The organism is Pseudomonas sp. LBUM1646, assembly GCF_059716165.1.
In genome coordinates this window covers 2,187,617-2,206,805 of sequence record NZ_CP166810.1, presented here as the reverse complement: position 1 = coordinate 2,206,805, position 19,189 = coordinate 2,187,617, and the positions used below count along the sequence as shown (strand labels likewise).

General features: G+C 59.5%; 11 protein-coding genes. 4 read left to right on the top strand and 7 right to left on the bottom strand.

The window, feature by feature from the left end:
• Positions 1-30: 30 nt before the first annotated feature.
• On the bottom strand, positions 31-1,425 hold the full coding sequence (gene sthA, locus ACA071_RS09840; RefSeq protein ID WP_007907752.1) for a Si-specific NAD(P)(+) transhydrogenase: 1,395 nt from the start codon (positions 1,423-1,425) through the stop codon (positions 31-33).
• Between the two features lie 207 nt (positions 1,426-1,632).
• Entirely contained in the window at positions 1,633-2,577 is a 945-nt protein-coding gene (locus ACA071_RS09835; protein ID WP_497645284.1) for an FAD:protein FMN transferase, read from the bottom strand.
• Positions 2,578-2,978: 401 nt separating this feature from the next.
• Between ACA071_RS09835 and ACA071_RS09830 the strand changes: the two genes are divergently transcribed.
• The gene (locus ACA071_RS09830) at positions 2,979-4,280 is read left to right on the top strand and encodes an MFS transporter (RefSeq protein ID WP_497644133.1); all 1,302 of its coding nucleotides are present in this window, start codon (positions 2,979-2,981) and stop codon (positions 4,278-4,280) included.
• 157 nt (positions 4,281-4,437) lie between these two features.
• Here the strand turns inward: ACA071_RS09830 and ACA071_RS09825 are convergent, their stop codons facing one another.
• Positions 4,438-5,886, bottom strand: coding sequence for a glyceraldehyde-3-phosphate dehydrogenase (locus ACA071_RS09825; protein WP_497450914.1), 1,449 nt, complete (start codon positions 5,884-5,886; stop codon positions 4,438-4,440).
• Positions 5,887-6,264: 378 nt separating this feature from the next.
• Here ACA071_RS09825 and mfd point away from each other — a divergent pair, with 378 nt between their 5' ends.
• The 3 genes from mfd to ACA071_RS09810 are packed head-to-tail and all read left to right on the top strand — an operon-like array spanning position 6,265 to position 12,993.
• Positions 6,265-9,714, top strand: coding sequence for a transcription-repair coupling factor (gene mfd / locus ACA071_RS09820; protein ID WP_497644132.1), 3,450 nt, complete (start codon positions 6,265-6,267; stop codon positions 9,712-9,714).
• A 10-nt stretch (positions 9,715-9,724) separates the two neighbouring features.
• Complete coding sequence (locus ACA071_RS09815) at positions 9,725-10,291, top strand: CsiV family protein (protein ID WP_497644131.1); 567 nt, start codon at positions 9,725-9,727, stop codon at positions 10,289-10,291.
• Between the two features lie 8 nt (positions 10,292-10,299).
• Entirely contained in the window at positions 10,300-12,993 is a 2,694-nt protein-coding gene (locus tag ACA071_RS09810; RefSeq protein WP_497644130.1) for a DEAD/DEAH box helicase, read from the top strand.
• Positions 12,994-13,105: 112 nt separating this feature from the next.
• Here the strand turns inward: ACA071_RS09810 and ACA071_RS09805 are convergent, their stop codons facing one another.
• From ACA071_RS09805 to ACA071_RS09790, 4 genes are all read right to left on the bottom strand, one after another.
• Positions 13,106-16,402 carry a DEAD/DEAH box helicase gene (locus tag ACA071_RS09805; RefSeq protein ID WP_497644129.1) on the bottom strand — a complete coding sequence of 1,099 codons (3,297 nt, stop codon included), beginning with the start codon at positions 16,400-16,402 and terminating at the stop codon, positions 13,106-13,108.
• Positions 16,403-16,444: 42 nt separating this feature from the next.
• Positions 16,445-17,182 (bottom strand): S-methyl-5'-thioinosine phosphorylase, encoded by a 738-nt coding sequence (locus ACA071_RS09800; RefSeq protein WP_497644128.1) that lies wholly within the window; start codon positions 17,180-17,182, stop codon positions 16,445-16,447.
• Positions 17,183-17,194: 12 nt separating this feature from the next.
• Positions 17,195-18,205, bottom strand: coding sequence for a beta-N-acetylhexosaminidase (nagZ, locus tag ACA071_RS09795; protein ID WP_497644127.1), 1,011 nt, complete (start codon positions 18,203-18,205; stop codon positions 17,195-17,197).
• A 158-nt stretch (positions 18,206-18,363) separates the two neighbouring features.
• Positions 18,364-19,071 carry a TetR/AcrR family transcriptional regulator gene (locus ACA071_RS09790; protein ID WP_123512258.1) on the bottom strand — a complete coding sequence of 236 codons (708 nt, stop codon included), beginning with the start codon at positions 19,069-19,071 and terminating at the stop codon, positions 18,364-18,366.
• Positions 19,072-19,189 lie beyond the last annotated feature (118 nt).

Here is a 19,189-nt window from a genome sequence, read left to right as displayed (position 1 = left end):
CGGCCGGCTCAGGCCACCGGCCGGAGCCGCTCAAAAAAGCCGGTTGAGGCCATCGTACGCCGCTACCCGATAGGCTTCGGCCATGGTCGGGTAGTTAAACGTCGTGTTGACGAAGTACTTCAGGGTGTTCAGTTCGCCCGGCTGGCTCATGATCGCCTGGCCGATGTGAACAATCTCCGACGCCTGATAGCCGAAGCAGTGAACGCCCAGCACTTCCAGGGTTTCGCGGTGAAACAGGATCTTCAGCATGCCCTGAGGCTCGCCGGCGATCTGTGCACGCGCCATGCTCTTGAAGAACGCCTTGCCCACTTCATACGGCACTTTGGCCTGGGTCAGCTCTTGCTCGTTCTTGCCGATCGAGCTGATCTCCGGAATGGTGTAGATGCCGGTCGGCACGTCATTCACGAAGCGCCAGCTGTTGTTATCCACGATGCTGCCAGCGGCCGAACGGCCCTGGTCGTGGGCGGCACTGGCCAGGCTCGGCCAGCCGATCACGTCACCGGCACCGTAAATGTTCGGCACGCAGGTGCGGTAGGCTTCGTCGACTTCGATCTGGCCACGGCTGTTGACCTTCACACCGATGTTTTCCAGACCCAACTGGTCAGTGTTACCGGTACGGCCGTTGCACCAGAGCAAGGCATCGGCCTTGATCTTCTTGCCGGACTTGAGGTGCAGGATCACGCCGTTGTCCACGCCTTCGACGCGGTCGTAGTCTTCGTTGTGGCGAACGGTGATGTTGTTGTTGCTGAAGTGATAGCTCAGGGCCTGGGAAATTTCCGAGTCCAGGAAGCTCAGCAACTGACCACGGTTGTCCACCAGCTCAACCAGCACACCCAGACCACTGAAGATCGAGGCGTACTCGCAACCGATCACGCCAGCGCCGTAAACGATGAGTTTGCGCGGGGTGTGGCCGAGGCTGAGGATGGTGTCGCTATCGTAGATACGCGGGTGATGGAAATCGATGTCCGCCGGGCGATAAGGACGCGAGCCGGTGGCGATGATGATGTGCTTGGCGACAAGCTTTTCAACCACACCGTTGGCGCAGACCACTTCGATGGTTTGCTCGTCGGCGAAGCTGCCGGTGCCAAAGAACACGTCGACACGGTTACGGGCGTAGTAGCCAGTGCGCGAAGCGACCTGTTTGGAAATGACTTTTTCTGCGCTTTTCAGCACGTCCGGGAACGAGAACCAACGCGGCTCACCAATGGCCCGGAACATCGGGTTGGTGTTGAACTGCATGATCTGCCGGACCGAGTGACGCAATGCCTTGGACGGGATGGTGCCCAGGTGGGTGCAGTTGCCGCCGACCTGGCGACGACTGTCGACCATCGCCACCTTGCGTCCTGCTTTGGCGGCGTTCATTGCCGCGCCTTCTCCTGCCGGGCCGGAACCCAGCACCACCACGTCGTAGTTGTAGACAGCCATGCGTACTCCTCAGAACAGGCCGCGGCGCCATCGGCACCTGCGGCTAAATCACGCCGATCTGCGGCGTGAAGGAACAATTTGGGGCCAGTGCAGAACCCGGACACAGTCTATAGAAGCGTCAACGCCGCGCACATTAACCCTTGGTCGCGTCGTAGGCTACTTTTGCCGGCGCTACAACGCCAGTCTTCAATGCTCGGATCGCCGTATTCATTCGGTTTTGCCGCCACTGAGGCGTTCAAAAGCCTGATTGGTCCGTGTGACGAAACCTGTATCGGCACGAATCACAAAGAATGCACCGATGTTGTGTTTTTCGGCGTAGTCCCATCCACGTGCGGGGCCGAGAATCAGCAACAACGTCGATAGTCCATCAGCCATCAGCGTTGAAGGATTGATGACCGTGACGGACGCCAAGGTGTGAGTAATCGGCGCACCGGTGCTGGCATCGAAGGTGTGGGAATAACGCTGGCCGCCCTGCTCGAAATAATTACGGTAGTCGCCAGAGGTGGACACGCCGTAGCCGTCGACATTGATGATGCGTTCAGCGATTTGCTGATCATCCCGGGGCTCTTCCAGGGCAATTTTCCACGGTGAGCCATCGAGCTTTTTGCCAGCTGCCTTGAGTTCACCAGTGGCTTCGGCGAGGTAGTTGTGGATACCCATGCTGTCGAGTTTTGCAGCGATGGTATCGACCGAGTAGCCGGCGGCGATGCTGTTGAAGTCGACCTCGACGGCGGCGTCCTTGCACAGCTGATCGCCGTCGATACGCAGGTGCGTGTGACCGACTCGCTGCATCGCTTCGGCCAGCGCTTCGGGACTCGGGACTTTTTCCTCGCGGGCCTGTGGGCCGAAACCCCAAAGGTTCATCAGTGGTTCGACGGTCAGGTCGTAAGAGCCTTCGCTTTGCAGCGACAGTTGCTCGCCGACACGGACCAATTCGAGGATCGGCGCGGGCATGGTCTGACAGCGATTGGCGGGCAGATCGTTGAAGCGTTCGATGTCCGAGTCGCTGCGATAGGTGGACATTTGTCGGTCGACGTCGGCGAGGATCTTTTCGACTTCGACCTGCACTTCTTTCGGTGCGGGTAGCCCTTTGGTTCGTACGTACTTGATCGAATAGGTGCTGCCCATGGTCGGGCCACCGAAGCTTTCCATGGAATCACCGTTGCCGCAGCCTGACAGGGCAACACTCAGCACCAGGTAAAAACCCTTCCATCTCAACACTCTCACTTCTCCTGAGCCCTCTGACACAACGCCAAGGGTGGCCATTATGCCCCTCCTGTAGGAGCGAGGCTTGCGCGAAGGCGGTGTGTCAGATCGATCGCCTTCGCGGGCAAGCCTCGCTCCTACCAAGAGGCTAATTCACTCCACCTCTATATTCATGCCGCGTAATGGCTATAACGTTTAAGCAGCAGGCTAACTAGTGGTTGCCTATCTATCTTCATACACATATCGTTACAAAACTGTTCGGCGCGTGCCTGCATGCCTTAAGCCGACAGCATGGAAGCGTCAAGACCAAGGATTTCCAATAAGACAGCCAAAGTGAGAGCGTTAAAATGTCCTCGAATACGGGCAAAGGCAAAGCGATCTTTCGCGTTGTCAGCGGTAATTTTCTTGAGATGTTCGACTTTATGGTCTACGGCTTTTACGCCACAGCCATTGCCAAGACCTTCTTCCCTGCCGACAGCGCCTTCGCCTCCCTGATGCTGTCCCTGGCAACATTCGGCGCCGGGTTCCTGATGCGTCCGCTGGGGGCGATTTTCCTCGGCGCCTACATCGACCGTCATGGCCGGCGCAAAGGGCTGATCATCACCCTCGCCCTGATGGCCGCCGGTACGGTGCTGATTGCCTGCGTACCGGGTTACGCCACGCTGGGTGTGGCCGCGCCGCTGATCGTGTTGTTCGGTCGTCTGTTGCAAGGCTTCTCGGCGGGCGTGGAACTGGGCGGCGTGTCGGTGTACCTGGCCGAGATTTCCACTCCGGGCCGCAAAGGCTTCTTCGTCAGCTGGCAGTCCGCCAGTCAACAAGCCGCCGTGGTATTCGCCGGTTTGCTGGGGGTGGGTTTGAACCACTGGCTCAGCCCGGAACAAATGGGTGACTGGGGCTGGCGCGTGCCATTCCTGATCGGCTGCATGATCGTGCCGGTGATCTTCGTGATTCGTCGCTCCCTGGAAGAAACCCCTGAATTCCAGGCGCGTAAACACCGCCCTACCCTGCAGGAAATCATTCGTTCGGTCGGTCAGAACTTTGGCATCGTCATCGCCGGCATGGCGCTGGTGGTGATGACCACTGTGTCGTTCTACCTGATCACCGCCTACACCCCGACTTTCGGCAAAGCCGAGTTGCACCTGTCAGATCTGGATGCGTTGCTGGTCACCGTGTGCATCGGCCTGTCGAACTTCTTCTGGCTGCCGGTGATGGGGGCTTTTTCCGACAAGATCGGGCGTAAACCCCTACTGTTGGCGGCGACCATTCTGGCGATCCTGACGGCTTACCCTGCCCTGTCGTGGCTGGTGGCGAACCCGAGTTTCAGTCATCTGCTGATCGTCGAGTTGTGGCTGTCGTTCCTGTATGGCTCGTACAACGGCGCCATGGTTGTGGCCCTGACCGAGATCATGCCGGTAGAAGTTCGTACGACCGGCTTCTCCCTGGCCTACAGCCTCGCGACCGCGACCTTCGGCGGCTTCACACCGGCGGCGTGTACTTACCTGATCCACGTGCTGGACAATAAGGCCGCGCCGGGAATCTGGCTCAGTGGTGCAGCGGTGATGGGGTTGATTGCGACCCTGGTGTTGTTCCGGGGTAACAAGCATGAGTTGCGGACTGCGCAAGCGGCTGTAGTAGGCGGCGCCCGCTAGACGACATGATCGTTCCCACGCTCCGCGAGGGAATGCAGCCCGGGACAGCGGACGCAGAGCGTCCATTGAGGCATTCCCACTCCGAGCGTGGGAACGATCACCGCACAAACAAAAACGCCCCGACCAAAGTCGGGGCGTTTTCATGTGAGGCTAACGCTTAGCGTGGGAATGCTGGCGGGTTTACACCGGCCATGTCTTCCATCACGCGAACCACTTGGCAGCTGTAACCGAATTCGTTGTCGTACCAAACGTACAGAACAACGCGGTTGTCTTGGGTGATCGTCGCTTCAGCGTCCACCACGCCAGCGTGGCGCGAGCCAACGAAGTCGGTGGACACCACTTCCTGCGAGTTGACGTAGTCGATTTGCTTATGCAGATCGGAGTGCAACGCCATGTAACGCAGGTAATCGTTCATCTCTTCACGAGTGGCGGCTTTCTCAAGGTTCAGGTTGAGAATGGCCATCGACACGTTAGGCGTCGGAACGCGGATCGCGTTACCGGTCAGCTTGCCGGCCAGCTCAGGCAAAGCCTTGGCAGCAGCGGTGGCAGCACCGGTCTCGGTGATGACCATGTTCAACGCGGCGCTACGGCCACGGCGATCGCCCTTGTGGAAGTTGTCGATCAGGTTCTGGTCGTTGGTGTACGAGTGCACCGTTTCAACGTGACCGTTGATGATGCCGAACTTGTCGTTGACTGCCTTCAGCACCGGCACGATGGCGTTGGTGGTGCAGGAAGCGGCGGAAACGATCTTGTCGTCAGCGGTGATTTCGCCGTGGTTGATGCCGTGAACGATGTTCTTCAGCTTGCCTTTGCCAGGCGCGGTCAGCACAACGCGGTCGATACCAGGGCAAGCCAAATGCTGACCCAGACCCTCGGCGTCACGCCACACACCGGTGTTGTCCACCAGCAGCGCGTCTTTGATGCCGTACTGGGTGTAATCCACTTCAGTCGGGTTTTTCGCGTAGATAACCTGGATCAGGTTGCCGTTGGCGGTGATGGTGTTGTTGGCTTCGTCAATAGTGATGGTGCCATCGAACGGACCATGAACCGAGTCACGACGCAGCAGACTGGCACGCTTGACCAGATCGTTCTCGGCGCCCTTGCGGACCACGATGGCGCGCAGACGTAGGCCGTCGCCACCACCGGTTTTCTCGATCAGGATACGCGCCAGCAGACGGCCGATACGACCGAAGCCGTACAGGACAACGTCGGTGCCTTTGCGCGCGGCAACGTTTTGCTGGCCAACCACATCGGCCAGTTCTTCACGGACGAACTGCTCGGCCGTGCGGCCATTGCCTTCGGCCTTGAATTTGACCGCCAGCTTGCCCAGGTCGACCGAAGCGGCGCCGAGCTTGAGCTCGCTCATGGCTTTGAGCAGCGGGAATGTTTCGTGGACGGACAGTTCGCTGTCGTCGGACTGGCGATGGCGAGCAAAGCGGTGGGCTTTGAGAATCGCAATGACTGAACGATTGATCAGGCTGCGGCCATAGATCGAGCTCACCACGTTGTTATTGCGGTAGAGCTGACCGATAAGCGGAATCATCGCTTCTGCGAGTGCTTCACGGTCGATCCATTCACCAAGACACTGGTCGGGCTTCTGAGTCACGGGAACCTTCCACTATGTAGGGGCAGAAAAAAGGGGCTACATTATGCCGCCGAGTGCCTCCCGTAGCAATGCGCGCTTGTCGTGCGAGCCGTAACAAATTTCCGTTCAAAAAATTTACGCTGCCCTGAAGCCCAATAAAACCGGGGCCTCCAGCATCGTCAATTTTTTGGGGACAGCGCTGCCTTGTCCGTAACCATCCGTAACACCTGTTCGTTTTGCCACTACATAATCGTCATTTTTCGCTAAAAAACCGGCCGATTTTGTCTTTACCACTACATTTCGCCCAACCCGCGTAATAGACATATCTGCAACTGACAGCCGGCACCTGAGGCCGCTACAATTACCGACTTTGTCGCAACGCTTGGAGCTCAACCTTCCGTGCCCGTTCTGCGTCTACCGCTACTCCCTGCCGCGGCAGGTAAACAGCACTGGGGCAACCTGCCCGGTGCCGCCCTGAGCCTGGCCATCGCCGAGGCCGCCAGCGCTGCCAAGCGCTTTACCCTGCTGCTGACTGCCGACAGCCAAAGTGCTGAACGACTGGAACAGGAGCTGAGTTTCTTCGCCCCGGATTTGCCCGTGCTGCATTTTCCCGACTGGGAAACCCTGCCCTACGATCTGTTCTCGCCGCACCAGGACATCATCTCCCAGCGCATTGCCAGCTTATATAGGCTGCCGGAGCTGACCCATGGCGTGCTGGTGGTGCCGATCACCACGGCCCTGCATCGCCTCGCGCCGACCAAGTTCCTGCTCGGCAGTAGCCTGGTGCTGGATGTCGGCCAGAAACTCGACGTCGAGCAAATGCGCACTCGGCTTGAGGCCAGTGGCTATCGCTACGTCGATACGGTGTACGAGCACGGCGAATTCACCGTGCGCGGCTCGCTGATCGACCTGTTCCCGATGGGCAGCAAACTGCCGTTCCGGATCGACCTGTTCGACGACGAAATCGAGACCCTGCGTACGTTCGATCCGGACAACCAGCGCTCCATCGATAAGGTCGACACCGTTCGCCTGCTGCCGGCGCGAGAATTCCCGCTGCAAAAAGACGCGGTCACCCGCTTCAAGGCGCGCTTCCGCGAGCGTTTCGATGTGGACTTCCGTCGCTGCCCGATCTTTCAGGATCTGAGCAGCGGGATTACCCCGGCCGGTATCGAGTACTACCTGCCACTGTTCTTCGATGAAACCTCGACGCTGTTCGATTACCTGCCCCAGGACACCCAGGTGTTTTCCCTGCCGGGCATCGAACAGGCGGCGGAGAACTTCTGGAACGACGTGCGCAATCGCTATGAAGAACGCCGCGTCGATCCTGCTCGTCCTTTATTACCACCGGCCGAGCTGTTCCTGCCGGTGGAAGACTGCTTCGCGCGCCTGAAAAACTGGCCGCGCGTAGTTGCCAGTCAACAAGACGTGGAAACCGGCGTCGGCCGCGAACGCTTCCCGGTGCAAGCGTTGCCGAACCTGGCCATCGAAGCCAAGGCCACTCAACCATTGGCGGCGCTCGCAGGCTTCCTCGACGAATTCCCAGGCCGCGTGCTGTTTACCGCCGAGTCCGCGGGCCGTCGTGAAGTGCTGCTGGAATTGCTCGAACGCCTGAAGCTGCGACCGAAAACCGTCGACAGCTGGCCGGACTTTGTCGCGAGCAAGGATCGCCTGGCGATCACCATTGCGCCGCTGGATGAGGGCCTGGTGCTGGACGATCCAGCGCTGGCGTTGATCGCGGAAAGCCCATTGTTCGGTCAGCGGGTAATGCAACGTCGGCGCAGGGAAAAGCGCGCCGACGGCAACAACGATGCGGTGATCAAGAACCTCACCGAGCTGCGCGAAGGCGCGCCGGTGGTGCATATCGATCACGGCGTTGGCCGCTACCTCGGCCTGGCAACCCTGGAAATCGACGACCAGGCCGCCGAGTTCCTGACCCTGCAATACGCCGAAGGCGCCAAGCTCTACGTGCCAGTGGCCAACCTGCACCTGATCGCCCGCTACACCGGCAGCGACGATGCCCTGGCCCCGCTGCACCGTCTCGGCTCCGAGACCTGGCAGAAAGCCAAGCGCAAAGCCGCCGAACAGGTGCGCGATGTGGCCGCCGAGTTGCTCGACATCTATGCCCGTCGCGCCGCCCGCGAGGGCTACGCTTTTGCCGATCCGAAAGCCGATTACGCGACCTTCAGCGCCGGGTTCCCGTTCGAAGAAACGCCGGACCAGCAGACCACCATCGACGCAGTACGCGCCGACATGCTCGCGCCCAAACCGATGGATCGACTGGTGTGCGGCGACGTCGGTTTCGGCAAGACCGAAGTGGCGATGCGAGCCGCGTTCATCGCGGTGCACGGCGGTCGTCAGGTGGCGATCCTGGTGCCGACCACCCTGCTCGCCCAGCAACACTACAACAGCTTCCGCGACCGCTTCGCCGACTGGCCGGTGAGCGTGGAAGTGATGAGCCGCTTCAAGTCGACCAAGGAAGTGAATGCTGCCATCGCTGACTTGGCCGAAGGCAAGATCGACATCGTTATCGGCACGCACAAACTGCTATCCGACGATGTAAAAATCAAAAACCTGGGGCTGGTGATCATCGACGAAGAGCACCGTTTCGGTGTGCGTCAGAAAGAACAGCTCAAGGCCCTGCGCAGTGAAGTCGACATCCTCACGCTGACCGCCACGCCGATTCCGCGCACGTTGAACATGGCGGTGTCGGGTATGCGCGATCTGTCGATTATCGCCACTCCGCCGGCCCGTCGCCTCTCGGTGCGGACCTTCGTGATGGAGCAGAACAAAAGCACAATCAAGGAAGCCCTGCTGCGTGAGTTGCTGCGCGGCGGTCAGGTCTACTACCTGCACAACGATGTGAAAACCATCGAGAAATGCGCCGCCGACCTCGCCGAACTGGTGCCGGAAGCGCGGATCGGTATCGGCCACGGGCAGATGCGCGAACGCGATCTCGAACAGGTGATGAGCGACTTCTACCACAAGCGCTTCAACGTGCTGATCGCCTCGACCATCATCGAGACCGGCATCGACGTGCCGAGCGCCAACACCATCATCATCGAGCGTGCCGACAAGTTCGGCCTGGCGCAGTTGCACCAGTTGCGCGGCCGGGTCGGTCGCAGTCACCACCAGGCTTACGCGTACCTGCTGACGCCGCCGCGCCAGCAAATCACCGGCGACGCCGAAAAGCGTCTGGAAGCGATCGCCAACACCCAGGACCTCGGCGCGGGCTTCGTGCTCGCCACCAACGACCTGGAAATCCGTGGCGCCGGCGAACTGCTGGGCGACGGCCAGAGCGGGCAGATTCAGGCGGTGGGTTTCACGCTGTACATGGAAATGCTCGAGCGCGCGGTGAAATCGATCCGCAAGGGCGAACAACCGAACCTCGACCAGCCACTGGGTGGCGGTCCGGAGGTCAACTTGCGGGTACCGGCGTTGATTCCCGAAGACTACTTGCCGGATGTTCACGCCCGCCTGATTCTCTACAAACGCATCGCCTCGGCGACCGACGAGGAAGGTCTCAAAGACCTGCAAGTGGAGATGATCGACCGTTTCGGCCTGCTGCCGGAGCCGACCAAGAACCTGGTGCGAATCACCTTGTTGAAATTGCAGGCCGAACAACTGGGCATCAAGAAAGTCGACGGCGGCCCGCAAGGCGGTCGAATCGAGTTCGCGGCGCAGACTCCGGTCGACCCGTTGACGCTGATCAAACTGATTCAGGGCCAACCCAAACGCTACAAATTCGAAGGCGCCACGATGTTCAAATTCATGGTGCCGATGGAGCGCCCGGAAGAGCGCTTTAATACTGTAGAGGCGCTGTTTGAGCGCCTCCTCCCGAAAACTGCTTGAAGGACGCCGCATGCGCCTGTTTCGCTCACTGACCTTGTTGATTGCTCTGGTCACTCCTACGGCGTTTGCCGATGACCTGTATCAGGTCGAAATGATTCTGGTCCGGCAAAACGCCGTGCCGGCCATCGTCAGCCGTGCCGCACCGGAAGACTGGGCGGCCGGCGCACAGCGCCTCAGCCCCGACAGCCAGCGCACGCCGAGCCTGAATGGCGAGATAGAAAAACTCACGGCCAGCGCCGATTACACGGTGTTATTGCACAAGGCCTGGCAACAGACTCTGGGTGAATCCGAAAGCAAAGTCGCGATCAGCGATGGTACGGAGCAGTTCGGCCAGTTCCCGATCGAGGGCACACTGAACCTGAAACTGGGTCGTTTCACCGACGTCGACGCCGACTTCTGGGTCAACCAGATCGACGCCAACGGCATGGTCACCGCCAGCGAACGCCTGAAGCAGGAAAGCCACACCAAGAACGGCCAGCTGAACTTCCTCGACAATGGCCACCTCGGCCTGTTGATCAAGATCACTTCGCTGACCGCTCCTGCGCCTCGGCCAGCCCCCGAACAAATTCCGGACTGATTAAGTCCATGCCCCCGACCCTGAGCAAACCCCTGGCACCTTCCTGGGTCAGCCGATTCAAGGAACAGAGCCTGGAGCGTGGCCGTCGCTACGCTTTGGAGAACCGCGTCAGGATCGTCGAGGCCGGCGACGCTACCATCATCGCGGCTTGTGAAGGTTCGGGCGGTAACGTTTACCGTCAGACCATTCGCCTGCGCGAGTCGGCCAAAGGCACGTTGCTGTTAATCGACGCCAACTGCTCTTGCCCGGTCCACAGCAACTGCAAACATTGCGCAGCGGTGCTGCTCAAAGTCCAGGAAACCCTGGCCTATCCCGCCGCGGCGCAAGACGCCGAGCTGCTGGAAAAACTCCAGGCCGTGCTGGAAAACCGCAGCCCGAAAGCACTGCCACAAATTCCGGTGGATAACGTACAACCGGTGCCGCGCCTGTGGCTGGCGAGCATCGAGTTCAGCGCTTTCGAACCGCGCAACGGCAAGATGCAGCGTTACATCCAGCATCGCGCGGCGCTGTCCTTCAGCTATCTGGATGAATACGTCTCCGGGCAGAAGAATGCCGACGTCCTGATTCGTCAGGAAACACAGACTTTACGGATAAAACGTCACCCGGAAGTCGAACAGGCCTACAGGGAACAGCTACGAATCCTCGGCTTCAAAATCGCCACCCGCCAAAGCAAGGCCTTGCCGGAAAGTGCCGGCGAACTGTTCGAGATGGTCAACGACAGCGCCTGGCTGACGTTCACCCTCAACGAACTGCCGAAGCTGCGCGCCCAGGGCTGGGAGCTGCAGATCGATGAGGATTTCGGTTTCGACCTGACCGCCGTGGATGACTGGTATGCCACCGTCGAACAGGCGCCTGAGCGCGACTGGTTTGACCTGGAGCTGGGGATCATCGTCAACGGCGAACGTCTGAGCCTGCTGCCGATCCTGCTGAACCTGATGCGCTCGCACACCGAAATCCTCAACCCGGAACGACTGGCTCGACGTCGTGACGACGAGTTGATCCTGGTGAACATCCCCAATCGCCCGAACTCCGAATACGGCCCGCTGCAGGTCGCCCTGCCCTTCGGTCGCTTGAAACCGGTGCTGGCAACGCTTGGCGAGTTCTACCTGCAAGGCCCCGGCGAAACCGCACTGCGTCTGAGCAAGGCCGACGCCATCCGGCTGAATCCGCTGGAAGGCATGCCCCTGCTGTGGGAAGGCGGCGAGCAGATTCGCACCTTTGCCCAGCGCCTGCGTGACATCAAAGACTTCACGACAGTGGCGCCGGAGGGCTTGAACGCTACTTTGCGGCCGTATCAGCTCGAAGGCCTGAGCTGGATGCAGTCGTTGCGACAATTGGAAGTCGGCGGGATTCTCGCGGATGACATGGGCCTGGGCAAAACCCTACAGACCTTGGCGCATATTCTCAGCGAGAAAATCGCCGGGCGTCTCGATCGACCGTGCATGGTGGTAATGCCCACCAGCCTGATCCCCAACTGGCTCGACGAAGCGGCGCACTTCACGCCACAGCTCAACGTGCTGGCGCTGTACGGTGCCAGCCGCAAAAAACACTTCGAGAACCTGACCGATTACGACCTGATCCTGACCACCTATGCACTGCTGCCCAAGGACGTTGAAACCCTGGCGGCGGTGCCGCTGCACGTATTGGTTCTGGATGAGGCGCAGTACATCAAGAACCCCAACAGCAAGGCCGCCCAGGCTGCCCGTGAGCTCAATGCACGCCAGCGTCTGTGCCTGAGTGGCACGCCGCTGGAGAATCACTTGGGCGAGCTGTGGTCGCTGTTCCACTTCCTGCTTCCGGGCTGGCTCGGCGATGTCAAAAGTTTCAATCGCGATTACCGCGTGCCTATTGAAAAGCGCGGCAGCGAAGTCAGACTTCAGCACCTCAACGGTCGGATCAAACCGTTTCTGCTGCGTCGGACCAAGGAACAGGTCGCGACGGAGTTGCCGCCGAAAACCGAGATCATCCATTGGGTCGAGCTTAACGAAGCCCAGCGCGATGTGTACGAAACCATGCGCCTGGCCATGGACAAGAAAGTCCGCGACGAGATCACCCGTAAAGGCGTGGCGCGCAGTCAGATCATCATTCTGGAAGCGCTGCTCAAGTTGCGGCAGGTGTGCTGCGATTTACGCCTGGTCAACGATGCCGTCCTGCCCACTCGCGGCAGCACGTCCGGCAAGCTCGACAGCTTGATGGAGATGCTGGAAGAGTTATTCGAAGAAGGTCGGCGGATTTTGCTGTTCTCGCAGTTCACGTCGATGCTGGCGCTGATCGAGGACGAACTGAAGAAACGCGGCGTTGAATACGCGATCTTGACCGGACAAACCCGCGATCGACGCGCACCGGTGAAGGACTTCCAGAGCGGCAAGCGTCAGATCTTTCTGATCAGCCTGAAGGCAGGTGGTGTGGGCTTGAACCTGACGGAAGCCGACACGGTGATTCACTACGACCCGTGGTGGAACCCGGCGACGGAAAACCAGGCGACTGACCGGGCTTATCGCATCGGCCAGGAGAAACCGGTGTTCGTCTACAAGATGATTGCCCGTGGCACGGTCGAAGAGAAGATTCAGCATCTGCAAAAGGAAAAATCCGACCTGGCGGCGGGCGTACTCGATGGCCGCTCGGCCGGGGACTGGAAGTTGCAGAATGATGATATTGAAGCGCTGTTTGCGCCGTTGCCGGATAAGTTGGAGAAGCGTTGAGATTGGCGGTCTAATCAATCGTCATCGCGGGCAAGCCTTGCGCCTACAGCGTTTACATCAATCCTGTAGGAGCGCTTGCCCGCGAAGGGCCCATCACTGAAAAGCCCCTCTATCAGGACTTGAGATCGGGCAATGGTGCAAACAACGCCTCAATATCACTTTGCTCAAGCTTCAACCCACCCATCGCCCCACCTTCAAGCACCGCCCCAGCCAACACAGCCTTCTCCTGCTGCAACGCCTGTATTTTTTCTTCCACCGTACCCCGGGCAATCAGCTTGTAGACGAACACCGGTTTGTTTTGCCCAATCCGGTAGGCGCGGTCGGTCGCCTGATTTTCTACTGCCGGGTTCCACCATGGATCGAAATGTATCACCGTATCTGCAGCGGTCAGGTTCAGACCTGTGCCACCGGCCTTCAAACTGATTAGAAACAGCGGCACTTTACCGCTCTGGAAATCCTTCACCGGCGTGCGCCGATCCGTCGTTTCACCGGTTAGCAGCGAGTAGCCAACACCACGCTGCTGCAACTCTTCCTCAATCAGGGCGAGCATCGAAGTGAACTGCGAAAACAGCAAAATCTTGCGGCCTTCGCTGAGCAACTCCTCCAGCATCTCCATCAGACTGACCAGCTTCCCACTGCCTGATCGCAGGGCCTTTGCCGTGAGCGTCATTTTAATCAAGCGCAGATCGCAGCAGACCTGACGCAACTTGAGCAACGCATCAAGGATGATGATTTGACTGCGACCCACGCCACTGCGGACAATTTCGTCCCGAACCTTCTTGTCCATGGCCACGCGCACGGTTTCATACACATCCCGTTGCCCGTCGCTGAGATCAACCCAATGCACGATTTCGGTTTTCGGCGGCAATTCGGTGGCGACCTGATCTTTCTTGCGACGCAGCAGAAAGGGTTTGATACGGGCGGTCAGATGCTGCATCCGCTCACCGTTGCCGTGCTTCTCGATCGGCGTGCGGTAGTCGCGATTGAAGGTTTTGCTGTCGCCCAGCCAGCCGGGCAGCAAAAAGTGAAACTGGGACCACAATTCGCCAAGGTGGTTTTCCAGCGGCGTTCCGCTCAGACACAGTCGCTGACGGGCCTGCAGGTCACGGGCTGCCTGGGCGGCTTTGCTGACCGGGTTCTTGATGTTCTGCGCCTCATCGAGAATCAGCACACTCCAGACCTGAGGCTTCAACACCTCCAGATCCCGCGGCAGCAGCGCATAGGTGGTCAACACCAAGTCATAGTCGGCAAGGTTGGCAAAGTCTTTCTGCCGCGTCGCGCCATGCAGTGCCAATACTTTCAACTGCGGGGTAAAGCGCAGTGACTCGTCGAGCCAGTTGGGAATCAGGCTGGTGGGCATCACGGCCAGTGCCGGACGATCAAGCCGCCCGGCCTGCTTTTCCGTCAGCAGATGAGCCAGGGCTTGTAAGGTTTTCCCCAGCCCCATGTCGTCGCCGAGGATACCGCCGACCTCCAGCTCGCGGAGGGTTTGCATCCAGTTCAGGCCTTCGAGCTGATACGGTCGTAGCGTCGCGTTCAGGCCTTCGGGTGCTGGGACGTGAGCATGGTTTGAATCCCGTAAACGCTTTGCAAAACTGCGCAGCCGTTCACCGCCCTGCCACACTAGTGGCACGGCTTCCAGCGCACTCAAGCGCGCGGCATCCGGCAAACTCAAACGTAATGACTCGCCTTGATGCTCCCCCAGATACAACTCGCCAAGGGTAGCCATCAGCGGTTTGATCCGACCATAGGGCAGCGCGACTTTAGTACGGGGCTTGGCACCGAAACGCCCATCGCCAAGTTCAATCAACAGCTGTTCGTCATCGTCGCGCTGGGCCAGGCTTGCGGGATCCAGCAGTTGCGGCTGACTGCGCAGCAAATGCAGCAAGATCGGCAGCAGGCTGTGGCGCTCGCCGTTGACGACAATCCCCAACTGCAGATCAAACCACTGGTGCCCCGACTCTTCCTCGACCTCTGCATACCACTGCTCTACAGGCTGCAAGTTGAAGTGAAAGTTATCGTTGATATCGATCAGCCAGTTTTTCTCCCGCAACGCCGGGATCCCATCCTGCACAAAGGCAAGCCAGGCCGCGTCATCCGGCAGGGTGAGCATTTCGCCCGGACGATCCAGGTTGCTTTTGCGTGTGGCCTTCTTAAAACCGTATTTTTGCAGGGCTTGGCGCAAGGTTTTTTCAGCGACGGGGTTGCGCTGGATACGCTGGGTTTCGGTCCCGGAAAGGACCAACACCTCAGGGTTCCTGTCCGACGTTGGATGGCCGTTGTAGGTAAACACCAAGGCAGCCCGATGCTCTGGCTCTTGCTGCCAGCGGATGTACCGCTTGCCGCTGGCGAGTGCCAGGTTAGCCTGGGGCAAGATGCCCTCAATTACGCGCTCCGTCAGGGCCTGTGGTGGCGGTGCTACTCGGGTTGCGGCACTCATCCGATGACTGAATTGCATTGCCTGGCGCGCCGGAATATCAGGGGCCAGCGACAAGTGACACGCCAGTTTCTCATCGAGCTCGCTGAACAGCGGTCCGACTTGCAGCCGCTCGCGATCCAGATAGTACAAGGGCTCCAAGGCCAGGATTGTTTCCACTGGGGCGTCGTCACTACTCCATTGCGGACGAAAACTGCCGTTGGCTTGTTCGGACCAGGAAAACTGACCTGTTCTCCTTATTCCCGGCGTCAGGGGTTGTGGCCGGTCGAAATCAAGGAAAAGACGCGCGGTTCGCAACAGCATTTCGATGAGTTCGGCGCCGCTGCTGCCTTCCAGGGGATAACCGGAATAATAGGCGTGGTGGGAGTGAACGGCGACCAAAAATCTGGCGATCCGCAGATCCAGTTCAGTCAGGTAACCGGGTTGTCGGATCAGCGTATCCGACAACGAGTAAACCGACTTGATGTCTTGCAAGCGGCCGCCCTTGAGCTGGCGGGCCTTGAAAATTTCCAGCGTCCATTTTCCGGCAGTAGACGTTGCCCTGAGTTTGTAAAACAGGCGCGTACTCGTCCCCAACGCCGGCTCATCGAGCGTCTTGCCCGCCGAAGGAATACCGTCGAGCCAGCGTTCCAACTCGCGGTTCAAGTGAACGGGAGCAGTACTGTCAGTCGCCGTGACAGGAAGGCCTTGCAGTTCGTAGATAACGGTTGCGCAGTGTTTGCAATCGACCCCTACTGGGCATGAACAGGTGCAGTCCAGCTCGAAATCACCGTTAGCATCTTCGACCAGTTCGATGCGCTGTTCGTAGACGTTACCTTGGGAGCCCTCACAGGTCGCACGAACCAACACATCATCAAGTTCGAGGATTTTCACCCGATGCTCATGGGCGTATCTGCGCGCCTTATCCAGAGCGCGATGACTGAATGCATCTGCCCATGGCAGCTGTTGAACTTGCTCAATGATTGTCGACATAGACTCAATATGTTGAATGGATTAATGCGGGTGACATACAACTCAGCCTCTTAACACTCGCGCCAACGTAGACTTCACTTTGCCCATCCCGTCATGCAATGCCTGTTCGATCTCGGCCATGGTAATCACCGCCGTGGACTTGCCCGCCGCCGGGTTCACCACCAGCGCCAGGCAGGCGTAATCCAGTTCCAGCTCACGGGCCAGTGCCGCTTCCGGCATGCCGGTCATGCCGACGATGTCGCAGCCGTCACGTTCAAGCCGGGCGATTTCCGCAACGGTTTCCAGCCGTGGCCCCTGAGTGCAGGCATACACGCCGTGACTGCTGTAGCTAACACCTTCGGCCGCCAATGCGGCGATCAACTGCTGACGCAGCGGCTCGCTGTAGGGATAGCTGAAATCGATGTGGGTGACCTGTTCCAGGTCACCGGCGAAATAGGTGTGTTCGCGGCCGCTGGTGTAGTCGATCAGTTGATGAGGCACGCAGAAATGTCCGGTGCCCATCGCGGCATGAATCCCACCCACGGCGTTGACCGCGAGAATCGCTTCGGCCCCGGCCTGCTTCAGCGCCCAGAGGTTGGCGCGGTAGTTCACTTGATGCGGCGGCAAGCGATGAGGATGGCCGTGGCGTGCGAGGAACAGCACCTCCTTGCCTCCGTACGCGCCGATCTGAATTTCTGCCGAAGGCGGGCCATAAGGCGTGTCCACCGCCAGTGACTGACGAATGTTCAGGCCTTCGAGTTGAGTCAGGCCGGTGCCACCGATAATCGCGTAAACCGTCATAACGTTAAGTCCTTATTCAATCAGTTGAGCTTCTTTGAGCGCGCCGACAGCGGAGAGCCAGCGCGGGTCTTGACGGTATTCGGTGCCGGCGAACGACTGCCCGCGCATCCGCGCGATACGCGGCGACGGCGTGACCTTCATGCGCTGGGCGGCGGACAGGGCCAATTCAGCAGCAGCGCGATCGTTGCACACCAGGCCCATATCGCAACCGGCAGTCAGCGCGGCTTCGATGCGACTGGCGGCATCGCCAACCACATGGGCACCGGCCATGGACAGGTCGTCACTGAAGATCACGCCGTCGAATTGCAACTCGCCACGCAGGATGTCCTGCAACCAGCGCCGGGAGAAGCCGGCCGGTTGGGAGTCGACCTGTGGATAAATAACGTGGGCCGGCATGACGGCGGCCAGTTGCTTGCTCAGGCGGGCGAACGGCACCAGGTCTTTGGCGCGGATCTGGTCGAGGCTACGCTCATCGTTGGGAATGGCGACGTGGGAATCCGCCTCGGCCCAACCGTGACCCGGGAAGTGTTTACCGGTGGCTGCCATACCCGCGCTGTTCATGCCGCGAATGAATGCACCAGCAAGCAAGGCGGCTCGCTCGGGGTCGCCTTCGAACGAGCGGGTACCGACCACAGCGCTGCGCTGGTAATCCAGGTCCAGCACCGGGGCGAAGCTCAGGTCGAGGCCGACGGCGAGGACTTCGGTCGCCATGATCCAGCCGCACTGTTCGGCCAGGTATTCGGCATTCGGATTATCGGCGATGGCGCGCATCGCCGGCAGTCGCACGAAACCCTGACGCAGGCGTTGAACCCGACCGCCCTCCTGGTCCACCGCCAGCAGCAGATCTGGACGAGTAGCGCGGATCGCGGCGCTCAGCTCGCGCACCTGGCGCGGGTGCTCGATGTTGCGGGCGAAAATGATCAGGCCGCCCACTTCGGGCTGACGCAACAATTGGCGATCTTCGGCCGTCAGCCAGGTACCGGCGACGTCCACCATCAACGAGCCTTGCAGGCCAGCAGTCATAGAGATTCCTTGAAAACGATAAACCCGGCCCGCACGCATTCGCCGCCTTGGGCTATGCCCGGCAGGTCGGCGATATCAATGGGAAGCGGGTTCAGAACGAGAGTCGGCATGGGCGGCTAGCTTAGCGGATGTCAGCTGCCGCGCCCACCCGTGTGCGGTTAAACCTTGGCGGCAACCGGGGCCGACTTGCTACGCGGACGCAACTGCGCGGTGGCCATGGCCGTGTCGGTGACGCCGGTTTCGGCACGCATGCCGGCAGCGAGGAACGGCACCATCAGGCGCATCACCTGCTCGATGGAAGTGTTGACGCCGAAATCGGTCTCGGCAATCGCACGCAAGGCCTTGATCCCCGACATGCTGAACGCCGCAGCGCCGAGCATGAAATGCACGCGCCAGAACAGTTCAATCGGCGGAATACGTGGCGCGGCTTCGTTGACCAGCATCATGTAACGACGGAAAACCTTGCCGTACATGTCTTCCAGATATCGACGCAAGTGCCCCTGGCTCTGGCTGAAGGCCAGGCCCAGCAAACGCATGAAGATAGAGAGATCATTACCACTGCGGGGCTGTACCACCAAGGCTTGCTCGACGAGGATTTCCAGCAGCTCTTCAAGCGTTGGCTTGTTTTCCGGCTTGGCCTGACGCCGCTCCAGCTCTTTATCGAGACTAATGCAGAACGGCCCGAGGAAACGCGAGAAGACGGCCTGGATCAGCGCCTTCTTGGAGCCGAAATGATAATTCACCGCCGCCAGATTGACTCCGGCCTTGCTGGTGATCAGACGCAACGAGGTTTCGGCGAAACCTTTTTCCGCGAACAACTGCTCGGCAGCATCGAGAATGCGTTCAACGGTTTCCGACTGGGCCATGGCTACTCCGCCTGACAAACACTTGTTTGAAACATACGTTTCAGCCTGTGCATTGTCAAGCCTGCCGGTTCGTTTTGGGAATGGTCGGTCAGCTATTTAACCATACAACTCGGCGTCG

Excerpts from the sequence above, each read along its gene's own strand:
- sthA (WP_007907752.1), bottom strand. The coding sequence starts at position 1,425 with ATGGCTGTCTACAACTACGACGTGGTGGTGCTGGGTTCCGGCCCGGCA.
- ACA071_RS09815 (WP_497644131.1), top strand. The coding sequence starts at position 9,725 with ATGCGCCTGTTTCGCTCACTGACCTTGTTGATTGCTCTGGTCACTCCT.
- ACA071_RS09790 (WP_123512258.1), bottom strand. The coding sequence starts at position 19,071 with ATGGCCCAGTCGGAAACCGTTGAACGCATTCTCGATGCTGCCGAGCAG.
- ACA071_RS09805 (WP_497644129.1), bottom strand. The coding sequence starts at position 16,402 with ATGTCGACAATCATTGAGCAAGTTCAACAGCTGCCATGGGCAGATGCA.
- ACA071_RS09810 (WP_497644130.1), top strand. The coding sequence starts at position 10,300 with ATGCCCCCGACCCTGAGCAAACCCCTGGCACCTTCCTGGGTCAGCCGA.
- nagZ (WP_497644127.1), bottom strand. The coding sequence starts at position 18,205 with ATGACTGCTGGCCTGCAAGGCTCGTTGATGGTGGACGTCGCCGGTACC.
- ACA071_RS09835 (WP_497645284.1), bottom strand. The coding sequence starts at position 2,577 with ATGGAAAGCTTCGGTGGCCCGACCATGGGCAGCACCTATTCGATCAAG.
- ACA071_RS09830 (WP_497644133.1), top strand. The coding sequence starts at position 2,979 with ATGTCCTCGAATACGGGCAAAGGCAAAGCGATCTTTCGCGTTGTCAGC.
- ACA071_RS09800 (WP_497644128.1), bottom strand. The coding sequence starts at position 17,182 with ATGACGGTTTACGCGATTATCGGTGGCACCGGCCTGACTCAACTCGAA.